The organism is Polynucleobacter sp. AP-RePozz3-80-G7 (assembly GCF_018882145.1).
GTDB lineage: Bacteria > Pseudomonadota > Gammaproteobacteria > Burkholderiales > Burkholderiaceae > Polynucleobacter.
Genome location: NZ_JACVPC010000002.1, coordinates 258415 through 273640 on the forward strand (window position 1 = coordinate 258415; position 15226 = coordinate 273640).

Below are 15226 nucleotides of genomic sequence, written 5' to 3' on the forward strand. Positions count from 1 at the left end.
TTTATAGATCCAATATAGACTCAAGAACTCCGCTAATCAAGAGCTTAGACGCAACTTTTAGTAACGAATAACCCTAATGACACCGCTTCGAATATCCGGCAAATTAGCCACCAATACCGCGCCAGTTAAGGTAATCCACCAGGTCATATAGATCCACGTTAAACCGAGAGGCAAGATCGCAAAAGCGCCATATACCGTTTTATAGAAGGCTGTATTGCCCAAGAAAATGGCAAATCCAAACTTCATTAGCTCAAAGGCAAGCGCTGCAACAAAAGCTCCCGTAAAGGCGTCTTGCCACAAAATCTTGGCGTAAGGAAGAATTTTGTAGACCACTGCATAGACCAGAATGGCCAAAAAGATTGGGGCAATCGCGGCCACCAGTTGAAAGCCAAAAGATACCGCGCTGATCCAGCCTTCTGAAGCACTAAATAAAACGCCACTCAAGTAAATACCAACGCCAAGCATGATTGGACCTAGGATAGTTGCCGCACTATAGATCACAATTTTTTTATACAAAGGGCGTCTTGCAGTGACCTTGAATATTTGGTTAAAGGCACCCTCAATCACCGCTAAAGTCATGATTGTCGTGATGATCAGTCCGGCCAAGCCCACATAGGTTAAGCCTTTCGCTTGGGATGAGAATTGCTCTAAATAAATAAATGCCTGCTGATTAATGCCGCCTGGCATATAGGTATCCAAAAGCCAGGATCTAAAGGTATTTTTTACTTGAATTACGCGTGGGAGGTGGCCGATCAGTATGGTGGCGATCGTGACCATCGGCACCATGGATAAAGTTGTTGTAAATGCTAGGCTGGCTGCAATTTGCTTCAAATTTTGACCGCGATTACGCTCCCAGATCTCTTTAGCCAGAGAGAGCCATAATTGGGGGTTACGAATAAGGCGCATCGCCGTATCATAAGAGATCAATATGAGCCAACACGATATTTTAGTTTTGTACTACTCCCGTTATGGTGCAACCAAGGATCTGGCGCGCCTGATTGCCGAGGGTATCGAGAGCGTACCAGGGGCAAATGCCCGCTTGAGAACCGTGCCCCCCATTTCTGCGGTTTGTGAAGCTACTGAGGCAGCCGTTCCCCAGGATGGAGCGCCTTACGCTGAATATTCAGACCTAAAGGAGTGCATTGGTCTTGCTTTAGGGTCTCCGACTCGTTTTGGCAATATGGCAGCGCCGATGAAATACTTTTGGGACGGTAGTTCTTCAGAGTGGTTGAATGGCGCCTTAATTGGTAAGCCGGCCTGCGTCTTTACGAGTACCGGCAGCATGCATGGCGGTCAAGAAAGCACCCTCTTAACAATGATGATTCCACTGTTGCATCACGGCATGATGCTGATGGGCATTCCTTACAGCGAGCCTGACCTCATGTCTTCAAATACAGGCGGCAGTCCCTATGGAGTAACTCATCTCGCCCATGCCGATGGACGTGCGCCTATCAGCCCTGAAGAGCAGCGCCTAGCAAAGGCACAGGGTAAGCGTTTAGCTGAAGCTGCCTTAATGCTTTTTCAAAACAAAAGGTAATGCATTCAGCAGTCATCATGATAAAAAAGAGTCTCGACAAAAATCCATACCAACTTATAGCAACAGCTGCTTTTATTGATTTATTTATCTTGTGTGTCTGTTGGGAGTGGTTCGTCTCCCCTCTCCGACCTGGTGGATCCTGGTTAATCCTGAAAGGCATCCCTTTGCTATTCGCTATTCCTGGGATATGGAAAGGAAGGGTTTACACAATGCAGTGGGCCTCAATGTTGATATTGCTATATACAACCGAAGGCTTAGTTCGCATTCTCGAAACAGGTGCTAACTTTTGGCTTGCGCTCCTCGAAACTATTTTGTCGACCATTGGCTTTGTCTGTTTACTCATGTATCTAAAGCCCATCAAAAAAGAAGCTAAGGCTCTAAAAAAGGCGGCTGCGGAGTAAAAATGCAAAACTTCATCAATCAGTTATCCACAGTCCTTGAGACAAAATATATTCTGACTCAAGATGGGGATAAAGCGCTCTACTTAACTGATTGGCGTAAACGCTTTACGGGAAAAGCGCTTGCAGTTCTTTTACCTGGTAATGCTACTGAAGTAGCAAATATCGTCAAGCTCTGCGCCGCAAGCCAGGTTGCTATAGTCCCTCAAGGAGGACATACCGGCTTTTGTGGCGGCGCTACACCCGATAACAGCGGTAAGCAAGTCATCCTCAATCTCAAGCGCATGAATCAGATTCGTGAAATCGATATTGCAAATCAAACGATCACACTCGAGGCGGGATGTATTTTGCAAGCCGTGCAAGAAAAAGCTGCTGAGCAGGGATTTTTATTTCCCTTAAGTCTGGGTGCTGAGGGTAGTTGCATGATCGGCGGTAACTTAGCAACCAATGCCGGTGGAACTAATGTGTTGCGCTACGGTAATGCACGTGATTTATGTCTAGGTCTTGAAGTTGTTACTGCTAAAGGTGAGATTTGGAATGGCGTTAAAGGTTTGCGCAAGGACAATACGGGTTACGATTTGCGTGACTTGTTTATTGGATCTGAAGGTACTTTGGGAATCATTACTGCTGCAGTCATGAAGCTATACCCACTACCGATCTCTCAATGGACCACCCTTGTCGCATGTGAAACCATCGCCTCTTCAATTGCACTTTTAAATCTCTTTCAGAAACGGGCAACTTCACTTCTGACCGGATTTGAAATGATGACCCAGGAATCTTTGGAGTTAAATGAGAAACACTTTCCACAGATGGTAAATCCACTGCAAGGTAAGCCGCCATTTACCGTACTGATTGAATTGTCAGATCATGAGAGCGAGGATCATGTCAGGCAACTTCTGGAAACCATTTTGGAGGAAGCATTTGAATCAGGACTCATCAGCGACGCCGTTGTTGCCAGCAACTTAAGTCAAGCCAATGCTTTTTGGCATATGCGGGAACACATTACGCTAGCGCAAGCCGAAGAAGGCGCAAACCTCAAACATGACATCACCATCCCCCTCTCATCGCTTGATCGCTTTATCAAAGAAACCGATGCCTTGATGAGGACAAAGTTTCCGGGTGTCAGAATCATCAATTTTGGCCATTTAGGGGATGGAAACCTGCACTACAACATTGCCCCACCCTTGGGCACAGACCCCAAGACCTTCAATGAAATCAATGAAAAGCCCATTCATGAGCTCGTATATGCCCAGGTCGAGCGCTGTAATGGCTCCATTTCTGCAGAACACGGGGTAGGACAGCTCAAATTGGAGGGCTTAAGGGCTCATAAGGGTGAAGTTGCCCACGAGCTCATGAAGACCCTCAAAAGAGCTTTAGACCCCCAAAATATCCTTAATCCCCATAAAGTTGTCTCCATTTAAGAAAAACAGCTGTTTTTTTGATAAATATTTTGTAATTCGTGTCATCTCAACCGCTTTTTCATGCGTTGTATAGGCATGGAGGTGACAAATATGTCAACAAGACTCAAACGTTGGGCCCGCGCAATTCAAGAGATCGACTTGTCCACAAGGACGCCTGAAGTAGCTATTGGCTACCTGGACAGTAAATACCGAGATATTGCTTGGCGTTATATCCGGATCCTTGGCTTCGAACGTACTATTAGCTTCATGGCAAGCAATAACTTTCACCCTGAGTGATTGTTAAAAAACCCTAAATATTTGATTTATTTAGGGTTTTTTTGTTTTAAAGCTGACTTGTTGAGTTTTTAGCCAAAAAAGTTCCTGACCTCCGCCAGCAATACGTCAGGAATCTCTTCTGGTATGTAGTGACCGCTGGGAACAGCTTTTCCAGAAACATCCCTTGCCACAGCCCCCCAGTCCTCTAAGGGTTTAAAGCACTGGTTTACTAAGCCATGTTCACCCCACAACACCTTCAGTGGCATCTTCAACATCTTGCCTGCAGCACGATCGGAGCGATCGTGGATGAGGTCAGTCGTAGCAGCGGCTCGGTAATCTTCACACATAGCATGCATGCCTTCTGGATTGCTGGCCCCAGCCAAATATTCCGACCATCGATCTGGGGAAAATATCCCTGTGCCCGCATGGCGACCCATATGGTTTTTTAACCAAAACTCAGGATTAGCACCGATTAAGGTTTCTGGAACTGGCTCCGGTTGAATGAGAAAGAACCAATGCCAATAGCCCTTAGCAAACTGCATGGTGGTGTTCTCATACATGGTTAATGTTGGAGATACGTCTAGGACCATTAAGCGCAAAACACTCTCAGGAAAATCCATTGCCAGGCGATGAGAAACCCTTCCACCTCTGTCATGTCCAAGCAAGAAGAATTGATTAAAACCTAAACTTTTCATCAATGCATGTTGATCTGCGGCCATTGATCTTTTTGAATATGTTGAGTGATCAATTTTGCCGTGGGGCTTTGATGACGCACCATATCCCCTCAAGTCAGCAGCAACTACCGTAAAGTTTCTGGTTAACTCAGGAGCTACTTGGCTCCAGATGGCCTTCGTTTGGGGAAACCCATGGAGTAGCAACAATGGAGGACCGTTACCACCAATGAGATATGAGATATCAATTGAACCATCTTCAGAGTCAGTGGAAAATGTTTTAGCTTCAAAACCTGGAAAAGATACAGACATCATTAACCCAATAAAAAAGAGCCTCACAGGAGGCTCTTATATTTTAAATATCAACGATTAGCCATAGCCTGAATTTCAGCCACAGTTACATAACCTCTGTTGCTTGAGTCGATGTAACTAAAGTGGTCATAGATACGAGGCATGCAACCATTAGCTTCTTCTCTAGTTAACTTGCCATCATGATTGACATCGCATTTAGCAAATCGCTCAGCAATTTCTTTATCGCGAGATGCATCATCAGCTATAGCCAACAATGGAATTCCAATAAAGGATGCCAAGGCAATGGCGACTATTTTTTGAATGAGTGATTTCATGATGAAGACTTATTGACCAGTTGGCACTGGGTTGGCGGATGTTTCCATTGCTGAGCGGACCACTTTCTTCGCCATTGCAACAAATGAATCTGCAGATCCGGCGTTAGTCCTAAAGGATTCCCCTTGAATGGTAATCAAGCCTTCTCCTAATAATTGTTTTGATTGACTATCAGTTATTTTGCTCTCAACCAACAGCGCTGGTGTTTTGGAATTTACGCCACCAGCATAAGCAGCTGCATTCATTGCCAAACCAATTGGGGTGAAATTCCAGGGTTGCAAACTATCGGCTGAACTTTCCGCGCCAGTGATGCCAACAGAGATGCGCGCAACACCAGGTCCTGGTTTATTAACTATCTTGATGGTGCCGCGAGAATTAACAGCCTCAACCATAGAGACCTGTAGCGCGGCTTTTGCCTTATTAATATCATCCATGCTGACTGACTTGGTGGCATTTTGATTCAGGTAAATCGGGTCCAAGATTACTGCGGTGTATGAACCAGGGTTCACACCTGAAATACGGTATCTCCAAATACGAGTATCTTTATCGCTGCTAGCCATTGGAACTAAAAGATTGTAATCAGGCAAGAAGCCCGATCTAGGCATGGATTCTGTTGCTAATTTAGGTGCATTGCTACATGCAGCCAAAGTCATTGCCGTAGCAAATGTTGCTAACAGCACTTTCATTTTATTCATGGCGATTCCGAGTGATGGGTTAAGTTACCTTGTAAGACTTCTATTAATAAAGATGATCATACCTTTATCAATTTAGTCCGGGGCTGGACAGGGCATGGTTCCGCCCGTCTTTTTATGAATCTGGGGCTTACATTCAACTTGAGATCGAGTCGTCTGGGTTGACCCTACTGGCACAGATGTTGAAATATTATTTAATGGTGCCTGCATTGAAGTTGCTGCCGTTGGAGATGAAGTGATTGGAGCACTTACTACCGGAGCCGACTTTGCTGGCGCTAAACCAACCTCTCTATAAAAAGACTTATCCGAGCCAGGGCAAGGCATTAAAGCACCTGTTTTAGAGTTAACAACTTCTTTACATTGAGGATTGGCCTCAAGGCGTGCCTCTAACTTAGCGGTAGAGCACGAACAAAGAATTAAGACCGAGCCAATTAGACATGTACTAATCTTGATCAAATGAATATTCATCGAAGCATTCTATGACAATGCAGCCTAAAGGTGACCATAAATGATTGGAGCTTTGAAAGCTATGGTGCGAACGGTGGATATCTGGCCTGCCCAGCACGATTCGAACGTGCGACCTACGCCTTAGAAGGGCGTTGCTCTATCCAGCTGAGCTATGGGCAGTTATATGCTGGGTATATTTAGAACAATAAGGGAAAGTGGTCGGAGTACAAGGATTCGAACCTTGGACCCCCTGCTCCCAAAGCAGGTGCGCTACCAGGCTGCGCTACACTCCGACGGAACCGATATTCTACACCGAGAGAGCCATTCGAGGCAAATCCTGTAAGATTCGTCCCATGATTGCCTATTTTTCAAGCAAATTTACAAAGCAAATTCATGCCGCGCTTACAGCGGCATTGCTAGTATTTTGCTTGCTAGGCACCCACTGGGTAGGCCTCTCACACGGTATTTCTCATGCAGGCTTCCAAAAGCAATCTATAGAAGCTAACGCATCGAACAATATTGATAAGAGCTTCAATCACAGCTCTGATACATGTCATTTGTTTGATGCACTTTCACTTGCAGGATTTGTACCGAGCAGTCACACTGATGCTGAAGTCATTTTGATCAGCGCCTCAGATCAACAAAATTCAAGCAATCCTTCGTTACGAAGTTTGACTGGTAACTCTTACCACTCACGCGCTCCCCCTACTTTCATCCTTTAAAACAAAGCGCTCTATTGCGCACCTCCGTTTTAAATGCTCACCATGTATTGGTGAATCTGGATGAATATGAATTATCGTTTTAAACAATTTAGTTTTACCCACCTAATAGCGCTGGCCTGTATCTTGCTAATGAATCCTGCTTGGTCTCAAAACCAGGCAGAGGCTTTGCCTCAACTAGATGTCACGGGTGTGCGAGATGGCGGTCAAGGATTCCTCTCGCCGAATAAAGTATTAGCTGGGGATGAACTTCAAAATAAGCTTTCCGGAACACTAGGAGCAACACTTGCCAATGAGCTGGGAATATCTGCGACGGGTTATGGTGCGGGATCATCAAGACCGGTTATTCGAGGGTTAGATGGTTCCCGTGTTCAGATTCTTCAAAATGGCTTATCTGCCGGGGATGTATCTAGTATTTCCGCGGATCATGCAGTGGCAAGTCCTATGCAAAATACGCATCAGATCGAAATCTTGCGCGGTGCCTCTGCCCTGCTTTATGGATCCGGCTCAAGCGGTGGCTTGGTAAACGTTGTGAATGACCGCATTGTTACTACGATGCCCGATATGGTCTCAGGCGCTCTTAATACAAGCTATGAGACAGTGAATCAAGGCAAGACTGCCAATATTGAATTAGATGCGCCTGCTGGACCTTTAGCGCTTCATTTTGATTCGGCGATTAGTAATTCTAATAACTATCGCATCCCAGGATTTGCAGAACAAGGCGGACCAAATGCCAATTGGTCTATCAACCCTGGTCAGCCCGTGAATATTCCTTATAGCGGCAAGCTTCCATTCTCTTTCAGCAATGAAAATAGCATGGGGCTAGGCGCAAGTTATGTTCGCTCCGATGGATATACCGGCGTCTCCTTAGAGCGCATGAATCATAACTACGGAATTCCTACTGCTGAAGGTGGCTTTATTCAGCAGTCTCAGAATCGTTACGATTTTGCTCACCAAACTAATGATCCGTTTGATGGCTTTAGCTCAGTCAAAATTAGTGCTGCCAATACCAATTACCAACATACTGAATTTACCAATAATGGGGTAGCCTCCACACAATGGAACAACACCGCCACTGAGGCGAGATTAGAGATGGCTCATAAAGAGCTATTGGGATCTAAGGGCATTCTGGGGGTGCAGTTAATTGGCTCCAATCTAAATGCAACTGATTTATCTACGAATAATTACGCCATTGTTCCACAGACAAAATCAAATTCAACTGCACTTTTCTTGGTGGAGGAAGGTAGATATGGCCCTATAAAAACAAATCTGGGGGCGCGTTATAACTATGCCACTCAAAACCCCAATTCAGGAACGCAGTTTCCAAGCACAAGCAGTCAAGCATTTGTGCCCACCTCCTATGGGCCCCCATCACTTCAAAGTCGGCAATTTAATTTAATGTCCTATTCTGCTGGAGGAATGTTGGATATTGCCAAAGGTTATGGCATAGGCCTTGCTTATACGGTTTCTCAAAGAGCGCCTTCTGCACAAGAGCTTTACTCCTATGGTCCACATGATTCAACGGCAACATTTGATATCGGAAATGCAAATTTAAGCACTGAAACATCACACAATCTAGAGCTAAGCTTTCAGAAAAGCTTGGGCATAATCCGTAGCAAAGCTAGCATCTATAGGAACCAATTTAGTAACTATATTTATGGCTATTACACGGGGGCCTACAGTCAAGCCAATGCAAACTTTTCCGTGGTTCAGGCCTCTCAAGCGAATGCCTCTATTCAGGGCGCAGAAGCTGAGCTTAGCTATAACTGGAATGAAACTGGTGTTGGGGGTAGATTATTTGGGGATGTTTCGCAAGGAACATTTACCTCTGGGGGCAATCTTCCATTACAGCCAGCTCCTCGACTAGGCACTGAATTGGCTTACCAACGTAACGGCTGGCTAACAAGTGCTACCTATATTTATAGTTATCAACAAAATAAATTAGCTAGTTGGGAAATTGGTCCTACGCCGAGTTACAACTTAGTAAATGCCAACCTCTCCTACACTGAGCGCATTGGAAAGGTAAATTGGACTGGTTATCTGATGTTGAAAAATATTTTGAATGAAGAGATTCGATATGCAACCACACCGATGTCGGTGAGACTATATGCTCCGCAACCTGGAAGAAGTTTGATGGCTGGCGTTAGGGCTGCTTTTTAATAAAGGCTGCACTAAAGATATCTGTGTAGAAAAAAACCAAGCAGCCCTGAACCCAGAATTACAAATACAGGATTGATTTTTGTTCTCAAAATGAAATACAGGGAAATTAAAGCCAATCCCAAAGTAATAGGACTAACGATAGAAGATTTGGCAACAGCATAGACGCCGGATATCATTAGTCCAATCGAAATGGGCTCCAAAGCATTTTGAATGGTTCTGCGCCAAGGGCTTTCACCAAAGCGATTCCAAATACGACCAGCATAAAAGCACAAAATACTCGATGGCAAGAAAAATGAGAGCAGAACAACTACCGCTCCTACTAGGCCAGCAACCTGAAATCCGATCACCAAGACCATCAACATATTAGGGCCTGGTGCAATTTGTCCGATACTATAAATATGTACAAAACGCAGGTGATCAATGCCAAATTGATGAGCTAGTAAGGATTGCATCTCCGGTAATACAGCGGTCCCGCCACCTACCGCCAGGAGTGACAGTAAGCCAAAGCTGAGTGCTAATGAAACTAAATGGTTCATGAGCTAACTCTTGGGCGATAAATATAAATTGCTATCGGAGCCATTATTAATAGGACGATGGGTAGACTTAGCTTTACCAGACTCATCAAAATAAAGGTTGGCACAATAATGAGAAGTGACTTGAGACGCTTCCAGTGCTCGTCACCGATCCGATAAGTAATTGCCGCCAGTAAACCACATGCAGCTGCTGCAACTCCAGACAAAATGATATTTGCTAGTGGGTGATCTGTATTCGTGGTGTATGCAACACCAATAATTAGTACAAATAGAGATCCAGGAAGTATTAGGCCGATGGTTGACACGAAAGCGCCTAACATGCCGCGCAAATGATCTCCGGCTAACACCGCTAAGTTCACTGAATTTAAGCCTGGCATAGTTTGGCTAATTGCAAGATAGCCCATGAATTCATCGGCAGTAAGCCAGCGTCTTTTTTCAATTAAAAGAATGCGTTCATAAGCAATGATTCCTCCACCAAAACTTACTGCGCCGATGAGTAAAAACTGGAAAAAGAGGTCATGTAAACTTACTGACAAATCTTCATCAGTTAAGTTTGCGGAGCTCATTCAGGCTTTCCATAGATTAATGCCGTTTTTGTACTACCAATTTCTAACCAATCAGCCAATTCAGTTTGAAGCTTTTTAAAAAACTTATCCGCCCTCTTATGAGCCTTGGCTTGTGAGCGATTTTCATCGTTTACGCGATATGAAAAGGCAAGCTCGCCTACAATAGGGTCGCCAGCAGTCCTCATCCAAATGGCAATTTCACAATGCGCTTGCACACCATCTCCAAAAACCAGGTTTCCTAATGGCAAGCAGGCTTCAAGAATCTTATTGGTAGGACCGCCAACAATATGTACGGGAGTTTTTTTATCTATCGAAAGATTTGCCATGCCTGGAAAATACTCACAAATCGCACTAATTGATCTGTCAAATAAACTATCAATTGGAACGGCATCCAAAATTGCATTGTTTGAGAAGATTTGACGTTTAGAACCCAAGGCATCGCCACGTAAGATTTCCTCTTTAAAGCGAGCCCTGGATTTTATTTTCTTTTGTGGGGCTGGATTAAATTTGGACGCATGCTCCATGTCATGGGTTCGACACTTGAGGGTGACTTCTGCATAGTCATCAACCCACACGTTTTGTCGTGACTCTCGAACTCGCAAAATAATATTATTTAAACGGAAATCTTCACCGGGAGTATCGTAAAAATAAATATTTCGTAGCCCGGTATTTGCATTATCAAGGTGAAAAAAATCCACCTTACTTTTCTTGCAAAACTTCACAATTTGTTCGCTAAGAAGCAAAATTCTGCCGTGACGATCAAGACCCTTTGGCTTGATGAGTAATTTAAATTCTCTATTGGTAATGGATGGATGCAGCTTCATAAAATAATCCTTTTTTCTTGAGCTTATCACCAACTCGTGAAATTAAATCAGTTCATGAGGTTGTAAGTGGGTAAACCAAGCTCTTAGCGAATTGAGTGGGTTAGGCAGTGCGAACCAAATCAGCAATACTTTTGGCTGCACTCATTGCGATATCAGCATCTTTTGTCTCCACCATAACGCGCAATAAAGGCTCCGTACCGGATGCACGAATCAGAACCCTACCAATGTTTTGGAGATCAGTCTCAACCTTGGTGATTTGGTTTTTTAGTCTTTCGTCGCTCTTCCAGTCGTAACCGGGTTTAAACTTCACATTCAAAAGTATCTGCGGGAATATTTTGACAGCATCCAATAATTGCGCAAGGCTCTTTTTGTTTTGACTCATTGCCGCTAACACTTGAAGTGCCGCAATTGTGCCGTCACCTGTGGAGTGCTGGTCTAAGCAAAGCAGATGACCTGACCCTTCGCCACCAATGATCCAACCATTTTGTTTGAGTAATTCCAAAACATAGCGATCACCTACATTGGCGCGCTCAAAACCGATGCCTAGATCTTTAATAGCGTTTTCAACTGCAAGATTAGTCATTAAAGTGCCTACAGCACCACCAATCTGCTGTCCACGATCCAAGCGATCTTTTGCAAGTACATACAAAAGCTCATCACCATTAAATAAACGACCAGAAGCATCAACCATTTGCAGGCGATCAGCATCACCATCTAGAGCAATACCGAGATCTGCATTCACTTCCTTAACTTTAGCAATTAAAGCTGCCGGTGCCGTTGCTCCGCAACCATCATTGATATTGCGACCATCAGGGCTAACGCCAATTGGGATCACTTCAGCACCTAGCTCATGAAAAACATGGGGAGCTGTGTGATATGCGGCTCCATTAGCGCAATCCACTACAAGTTTCAATCCCTTGAGATTTAACTCACCTGGAAATGTTGATTTACAAAACTCAATGTAGCGTCCTGCAGCATCATCTAAGCGAAAGGCTTTACCAAGTTCTTTTGAATTTACACAACCCATAGGTTTTTCTAATTCAGCTTCAATGGCAAGCTCAAACTCATCAGACAACTTATCGCCTTTTGCAGAGAAAAACTTGATGCCATTATCTTGATAGGGGTTATGAGAAGCTGAAATCACTAAGCCAGCAGACAAACGCAATGCCTTAGTGAGATATGCAACGCCAGGGGTTGGAATAGGACCGCAGAGCATCACATCTACACCTGCAGCAGCGAAACCAGCCTCCAATGCTGCCTCTAATAAGTATCCCGAAACGCGCGTATCTTTACCGATGAGAATTTTGCACCGTTCACCCGGTTTGGCATCACTTGTTAACACTTTGCCAGCAGCGTAGCCTAAGCGAGTCATAAATTCTGGAACGATTGGAAATAGCCCTACTTCTCCTCGAATGCCATCAGTACCAAAGTATTGTTTTTTCATGAATTTCATTATAAAACTTAGATGCGTCACTAAGTGTTTATAGCCTCCCAAAGCTTTAGAGCATCAACAGTCTCGGGTACATCATGGACCCGGATAATTTGAGCGCCACGATCTGCGGCCATGATTGCCGCCGCAATACTTGGGGCTACACGGTCATTAGCATCCTTACCAGTGATTTTGCCAATCATCGATTTACGTGAAATTCCCGCTAATACGGGCAGGCCTAAAGCGGAGAAGTCGGCAAAGTTTGCCAGCATATTGAGGTTATGTTCCAAGCTCTTACCGAAGCCAAATCCTGGATCAATAGCAATGCGGTTACCACCAATGCCTTTGGAGATTAAAAGCTTCGCTCTATCATTTAGAAACTGTCTTACCTCTGCAATGATGTCCTGATATTCAGGGTTAAATTGCATTGTTAAGGGGTCGCGTTGCATGTGCATTAATACAATCCCGCAGTCGCTACTTTCCAACACGACCTCTAAAGCCCCTGCTTGCCTGAGGGCCCAAATATCATTAACACAATCAACGCCAGCAAGCAAAGCTTGGCGCATTGTTTCTGCTTTATAAGTATCTATTGATAGAGGGACACCGCAATCCTTTAATGCCTCAATGACCGGAAGCACTCTATCCAACTCTTCTTGCAGCGCTACTGGTTCAGCACCAGGACGAGTTGATTCCCCGCCAATATCAATGAGATCAACCCCGTTTTCGATCATTAACTCCGCTTGTGCAATAGCATCATCAGCATTTCTGAATTTACCGCCATCAGAAAATGAATCCGGAGTTGCATTCAGAATGCCCATCACAATCGGGCGCTTGCGTTTGGAGCAGTCAAAAAGAAAACGCCCACAACGCCAAGTTGTGGGCATCTCTTGAAGGCTTTGATTGTGCATCAAAGACACAGCTAAACAGGGTAATTAAGCGGTGGCTGGAGCGCTGCCAGCAGCAGGGCCAGGGGTACCAGCGGAATTACCAAACTGAGTTGCGGGTGGGGGCTTAGGTGCACGCGGCGGGCGACCCTCCATGATGTCGTTGATTTGCTCTGCATCAATGGTTTCCCATTCCAGTAAAGCTGCAACCATCGCCTCAACCTTATCTCGGTTTTGTTCCAAGATCGATCTAGCTAAGGCATATTGGCTATCAATCAACGTACGTATTTCAGCGTCTACCTTTTGTTGGGTTAGTTCAGAAACTGTTTTGGTGCTGTTGCGACCAAAAATACTTTCTGATTCGGTATCAACATAGACCATGGTACCCAAGCTATCACTCATGCCATAACGAGTCACCATATCACGAGCCATTTTCGTGGCGCGCTCAAAATCATTGGAAGCGCCAGTACTTGAAGAATGCAAGAACACCTCTTCAGCAGCACGACCACCAAACAATATGGCCAACTCTTCCATCATGCGATCTTTATACAAGTTCACGCGATCAAACTCTGGTAACTGCCAAGTCACACCCAAAGCCATGCCTCGCGGCATGATGGTAACTTTATGAACAGGGTCAGCTTTAGGCAAAACCTTAGCTACAACAGCATGGCCAGACTCGTGATATGCGGTGTTGCGACGCTCTTCCTCGCGCATAACAGCAGACTTACGCTCAGGACCCATATAAATCTTGTCTTTAGCGTCTTCAAAGTCCTTCATATCTACTGCACGCTTATTACGACGTGCTGCAAACAATGCAGATTCATTCACCAGGTTCGCTAAATCTGCGCCTGAGAAGCCTGGAGTGCCCCTTGCCAAAACGGCGGCGTTGACATCAGGATCAATCGGTACTTTGCGCATATGCACTTGCAAAATTTGTTCACGACCGCGAATATCTGGCAAACCTACGTGCACTTGTCGATCGAAACGTCCTGGACGCAATAAAGCTTTATCAAGCACATCAGAGCGGTTAGTAGCGGCTACTACGATCACGCCACTATTACTTTCAAAACCATCCATCTCAACCAGCATTTGGTTTAGCGTTTGTTCGCGTTCATCATTGCCGCCGCCCATGCCGGCACCGCGATGACGACCAACAGCATCAATCTCATCAATAAAGATGATGCAAGGAGAATTTTTCTTGGCGTTTTCAAACATGTCACGAACACGTGATGCACCAACACCAACAAACATCTCCACGAAGTCAGAGCCGGAGATCGAGAAGAATGGCACCTTAGCTTCACCCGCGATGGCGCGAGCTAAAAGGGTCTTACCAGTACCCGGAGGGCCTACGAGCAATACACCATGCGGAATGCGGCCACCAAGCTTTTGAAACTTTTGTGGGTCCTTTAAGAAATCAACAATCTCAAAGACTTCCTCTTTGGCTTCATCGCAACCTGCAACATCGGCAAAGGTAACCGTATTGCTGTTCTCGTCAATCAAGCGCGCTTTAGATTTACCAAAGGAGAATGCACCGCCCTTACCGCCACCTTGCATTTGGCGCATCATGAAAAACCAAAAGCCAATAATTAATAAGGTAGGGCCAAGATAGTACAAAGCAGAAACCAACATATTCGGTTCGTCATCAGCTTTGCCGGTAACTTGAACTCCATATTTCATGAGATCACCAACCATCCAGATATCACCTGGAGAGATGATGGAGTATTTAGCGCCGTCAGCAGGCGTTACTTGCAATGTACGACCTTGTACATCTACGCGCTTTACTTTGCCGGCTTTAGCGTCATCCATGAATTGGGAATACGTCACCTGAGTTTGGTCCTTAGGCTTATCAAACTGTTTAAAAACAGTGAAAAGCACCAAGCCCACAATGAGCCACACACCGATTTTTTGGAACATATTGCTGTTCAAAATGAGTCCTTTTCTGGATTGAACCAGGAGTTAAAGCGATTTGCTTCCTAAGTATTTGATTCTACTACCACCCTTTTTCAAGGGCTAAAGGCGTATATATTTGATAAAACCCTATAAAAACAGGGGTATTAACCAGTATT

General features: G+C 44.8%; 17 protein-coding genes and 2 tRNA genes. 6 read left to right on the forward strand and 13 right to left on the reverse strand.

The window, feature by feature from the left end:
- Positions 1 to 57 precede the first annotated feature (57 nt).
- The gene (locus ICE90_RS06690) at positions 58 to 906 is read right to left on the reverse strand and encodes a YhjD/YihY/BrkB family envelope integrity protein (protein ID WP_215322215.1); all 849 of its coding nucleotides are present in this window, start codon (positions 904 to 906) and stop codon (positions 58 to 60) included.
- Positions 907 to 928: 22 nt separating this feature from the next.
- On the opposite strand from ICE90_RS06690, the gene wrbA reads away from it, so the two are divergent.
- The 4 genes from wrbA (at position 929) to ICE90_RS06710 (ending at position 3632) form a co-directional block, all read left to right on the forward strand.
- A complete protein-coding gene (gene wrbA / locus ICE90_RS06695; protein WP_215322216.1) occupies positions 929 to 1537 on the forward strand; it encodes an NAD(P)H:quinone oxidoreductase in 609 nt (202 codons plus the stop codon).
- A 17-nt stretch (positions 1538 to 1554) separates the two neighbouring features.
- Positions 1555 to 1938 carry a DUF2069 domain-containing protein gene (locus tag ICE90_RS06700; protein WP_216191744.1) on the forward strand — a complete coding sequence of 128 codons (384 nt, stop codon included), beginning with the start codon at positions 1555 to 1557 and terminating at the stop codon, positions 1936 to 1938.
- Between the two features lie 2 nt (positions 1939 to 1940).
- On the forward strand, positions 1941 to 3356 hold the full coding sequence (locus tag ICE90_RS06705) for an FAD-binding oxidoreductase (protein ID WP_216191638.1): 1416 nt from the start codon (positions 1941 to 1943) through the stop codon (positions 3354 to 3356).
- A gap of 90 nt (positions 3357 to 3446) precedes the next feature.
- The gene (locus ICE90_RS06710) at positions 3447 to 3632 is read left to right on the forward strand and encodes a hypothetical protein (protein ID WP_072582447.1); all 186 of its coding nucleotides are present in this window, start codon (positions 3447 to 3449) and stop codon (positions 3630 to 3632) included.
- A gap of 68 nt (positions 3633 to 3700) precedes the next feature.
- Here the strand turns inward: ICE90_RS06710 and ICE90_RS06715 are convergent, their stop codons facing one another.
- The 6 genes from ICE90_RS06715 to ICE90_RS06740 all read right to left on the reverse strand — a co-directional run bounded on the left by ICE90_RS06715 (position 3701) and on the right by ICE90_RS06740 (position 6338).
- Entirely contained in the window at positions 3701 to 4594 is an 894-nt protein-coding gene (locus ICE90_RS06715; RefSeq protein WP_216191639.1) for an alpha/beta fold hydrolase, read from the reverse strand.
- Between the two features lie 50 nt (positions 4595 to 4644).
- Complete coding sequence (locus tag ICE90_RS06720) at positions 4645 to 4908, reverse strand: EF-hand domain-containing protein (RefSeq protein ID WP_255533322.1); 264 nt, start codon at positions 4906 to 4908, stop codon at positions 4645 to 4647.
- A gap of 9 nt (positions 4909 to 4917) precedes the next feature.
- On the reverse strand, positions 4918 to 5601 hold the full coding sequence (locus ICE90_RS06725) for a DUF3313 domain-containing protein (protein WP_216191641.1): 684 nt from the start codon (positions 5599 to 5601) through the stop codon (positions 4918 to 4920).
- A gap of 72 nt (positions 5602 to 5673) precedes the next feature.
- Positions 5674 to 6066 carry a hypothetical protein gene (locus ICE90_RS06730; protein ID WP_216191642.1) on the reverse strand — a complete coding sequence of 131 codons (393 nt, stop codon included), beginning with the start codon at positions 6064 to 6066 and terminating at the stop codon, positions 5674 to 5676.
- An 82-nt stretch (positions 6067 to 6148) separates the two neighbouring features.
- Positions 6149 to 6225 (reverse strand) — tRNA-Arg (locus ICE90_RS06735).
- A 36-nt stretch (positions 6226 to 6261) separates the two neighbouring features.
- Positions 6262 to 6338: transfer RNA gene (locus ICE90_RS06740), tRNA-Pro, on the reverse strand.
- Between the two features lie 60 nt (positions 6339 to 6398).
- Here ICE90_RS06740 and ICE90_RS06745 point away from each other — a divergent pair.
- Both ICE90_RS06745 and ICE90_RS06750 read left to right on the forward strand, forming a co-directional pair.
- Positions 6399 to 6767 carry a hypothetical protein gene (locus ICE90_RS06745; RefSeq protein ID WP_216191643.1) on the forward strand — a complete coding sequence of 123 codons (369 nt, stop codon included), beginning with the start codon at positions 6399 to 6401 and terminating at the stop codon, positions 6765 to 6767.
- 66 nt (positions 6768 to 6833) lie between these two features.
- Complete coding sequence (locus ICE90_RS06750) at positions 6834 to 8924, forward strand: TonB-dependent receptor (RefSeq protein WP_255533323.1); 2091 nt, start codon at positions 6834 to 6836, stop codon at positions 8922 to 8924.
- Between the two features lie 11 nt (positions 8925 to 8935).
- Here the strand turns inward: ICE90_RS06750 and ICE90_RS06755 are convergent, their stop codons facing one another.
- The 6 genes from ICE90_RS06755 to ftsH form a co-directional block, all read right to left on the reverse strand.
- Positions 8936 to 9460 (reverse strand): chromate transporter, encoded by a 525-nt coding sequence (locus tag ICE90_RS06755; RefSeq protein WP_216191644.1) that lies wholly within the window; start codon positions 9458 to 9460, stop codon positions 8936 to 8938.
- Positions 9457 to 10023 (reverse strand): chromate transporter, encoded by a 567-nt coding sequence (locus ICE90_RS06760; protein ID WP_216191645.1) that lies wholly within the window; start codon positions 10021 to 10023, stop codon positions 9457 to 9459. Before ICE90_RS06760 ends, ICE90_RS06755 begins: the two co-directional genes overlap by 4 nt.
- On the reverse strand, positions 10020 to 10847 hold the full coding sequence (locus ICE90_RS06765) for a hypothetical protein (RefSeq protein WP_215319814.1): 828 nt from the start codon (positions 10845 to 10847) through the stop codon (positions 10020 to 10022). Before ICE90_RS06765 ends, ICE90_RS06760 begins: the two co-directional genes overlap by 4 nt.
- Before the next feature lie 100 nt (positions 10848 to 10947).
- Positions 10948 to 12291, reverse strand: coding sequence for a phosphoglucosamine mutase (glmM, locus tag ICE90_RS06770; RefSeq protein WP_216191646.1), 1344 nt, complete (start codon positions 12289 to 12291; stop codon positions 10948 to 10950).
- Positions 12292 to 12320: 29 nt separating this feature from the next.
- A complete protein-coding gene (gene folP, locus ICE90_RS06775; RefSeq protein WP_216191647.1) occupies positions 12321 to 13160 on the reverse strand; it encodes a dihydropteroate synthase in 840 nt (279 codons plus the stop codon).
- Between the two features lie 48 nt (positions 13161 to 13208).
- On the reverse strand, positions 13209 to 15086 hold the full coding sequence (gene ftsH / locus ICE90_RS06780) for an ATP-dependent zinc metalloprotease FtsH (RefSeq protein ID WP_216191649.1): 1878 nt from the start codon (positions 15084 to 15086) through the stop codon (positions 13209 to 13211).
- Positions 15087 to 15226: the final 140 nt, after the last annotated feature.

Bases quoted from the DNA above. Each gene is read 5' to 3' on its own strand.
- glmM (WP_216191646.1), bottom strand. From the start codon at position 12,291: ATGAAAAAACAATACTTTGGTACTGATGGCATTCGAGGAGAAGTAGGG.
- ICE90_RS06765 (WP_215319814.1), bottom strand. From the start codon at position 10,847: ATGAAGCTGCATCCATCCATTACCAATAGAGAATTTAAATTACTCATC.
- ICE90_RS06755 (WP_216191644.1), bottom strand. From the start codon at position 9,460: ATGAACCATTTAGTTTCATTAGCACTCAGCTTTGGCTTACTGTCACTC.
- ICE90_RS06720 (WP_255533322.1), bottom strand. From the start codon at position 4,908: ATGAAATCACTCATTCAAAAAATAGTCGCCATTGCCTTGGCATCCTTT.
- ICE90_RS06745 (WP_216191643.1), top strand. From the start codon at position 6,399: ATGATTGCCTATTTTTCAAGCAAATTTACAAAGCAAATTCATGCCGCG.
- ICE90_RS06730 (WP_216191642.1), bottom strand. From the start codon at position 6,066: ATGAATATTCATTTGATCAAGATTAGTACATGTCTAATTGGCTCGGTC.
- ICE90_RS06750 (WP_255533323.1), top strand. From the start codon at position 6,834: ATGAATTATCGTTTTAAACAATTTAGTTTTACCCACCTAATAGCGCTG.
- ICE90_RS06760 (WP_216191645.1), bottom strand. From the start codon at position 10,023: ATGAGCTCCGCAAACTTAACTGATGAAGATTTGTCAGTAAGTTTACAT.
- ICE90_RS06700 (WP_216191744.1), top strand. From the start codon at position 1,555: ATGATAAAAAAGAGTCTCGACAAAAATCCATACCAACTTATAGCAACA.
- ICE90_RS06715 (WP_216191639.1), bottom strand. From the start codon at position 4,594: ATGTCTGTATCTTTTCCAGGTTTTGAAGCTAAAACATTTTCCACTGAC.
- ICE90_RS06705 (WP_216191638.1), top strand. From the start codon at position 1,941: ATGCAAAACTTCATCAATCAGTTATCCACAGTCCTTGAGACAAAATAT.
- ICE90_RS06710 (WP_072582447.1), top strand. From the start codon at position 3,447: ATGTCAACAAGACTCAAACGTTGGGCCCGCGCAATTCAAGAGATCGAC.
- ICE90_RS06690 (WP_215322215.1), bottom strand. From the start codon at position 906: ATGCGCCTTATTCGTAACCCCCAATTATGGCTCTCTCTGGCTAAAGAG.
- ICE90_RS06725 (WP_216191641.1), bottom strand. From the start codon at position 5,601: ATGAATAAAATGAAAGTGCTGTTAGCAACATTTGCTACGGCAATGACT.
- wrbA (WP_215322216.1), top strand. From the start codon at position 929: ATGAGCCAACACGATATTTTAGTTTTGTACTACTCCCGTTATGGTGCA.
- folP (WP_216191647.1), bottom strand. From the start codon at position 13,160: ATGCCCACAACTTGGCGTTGTGGGCGTTTTCTTTTTGACTGCTCCAAA.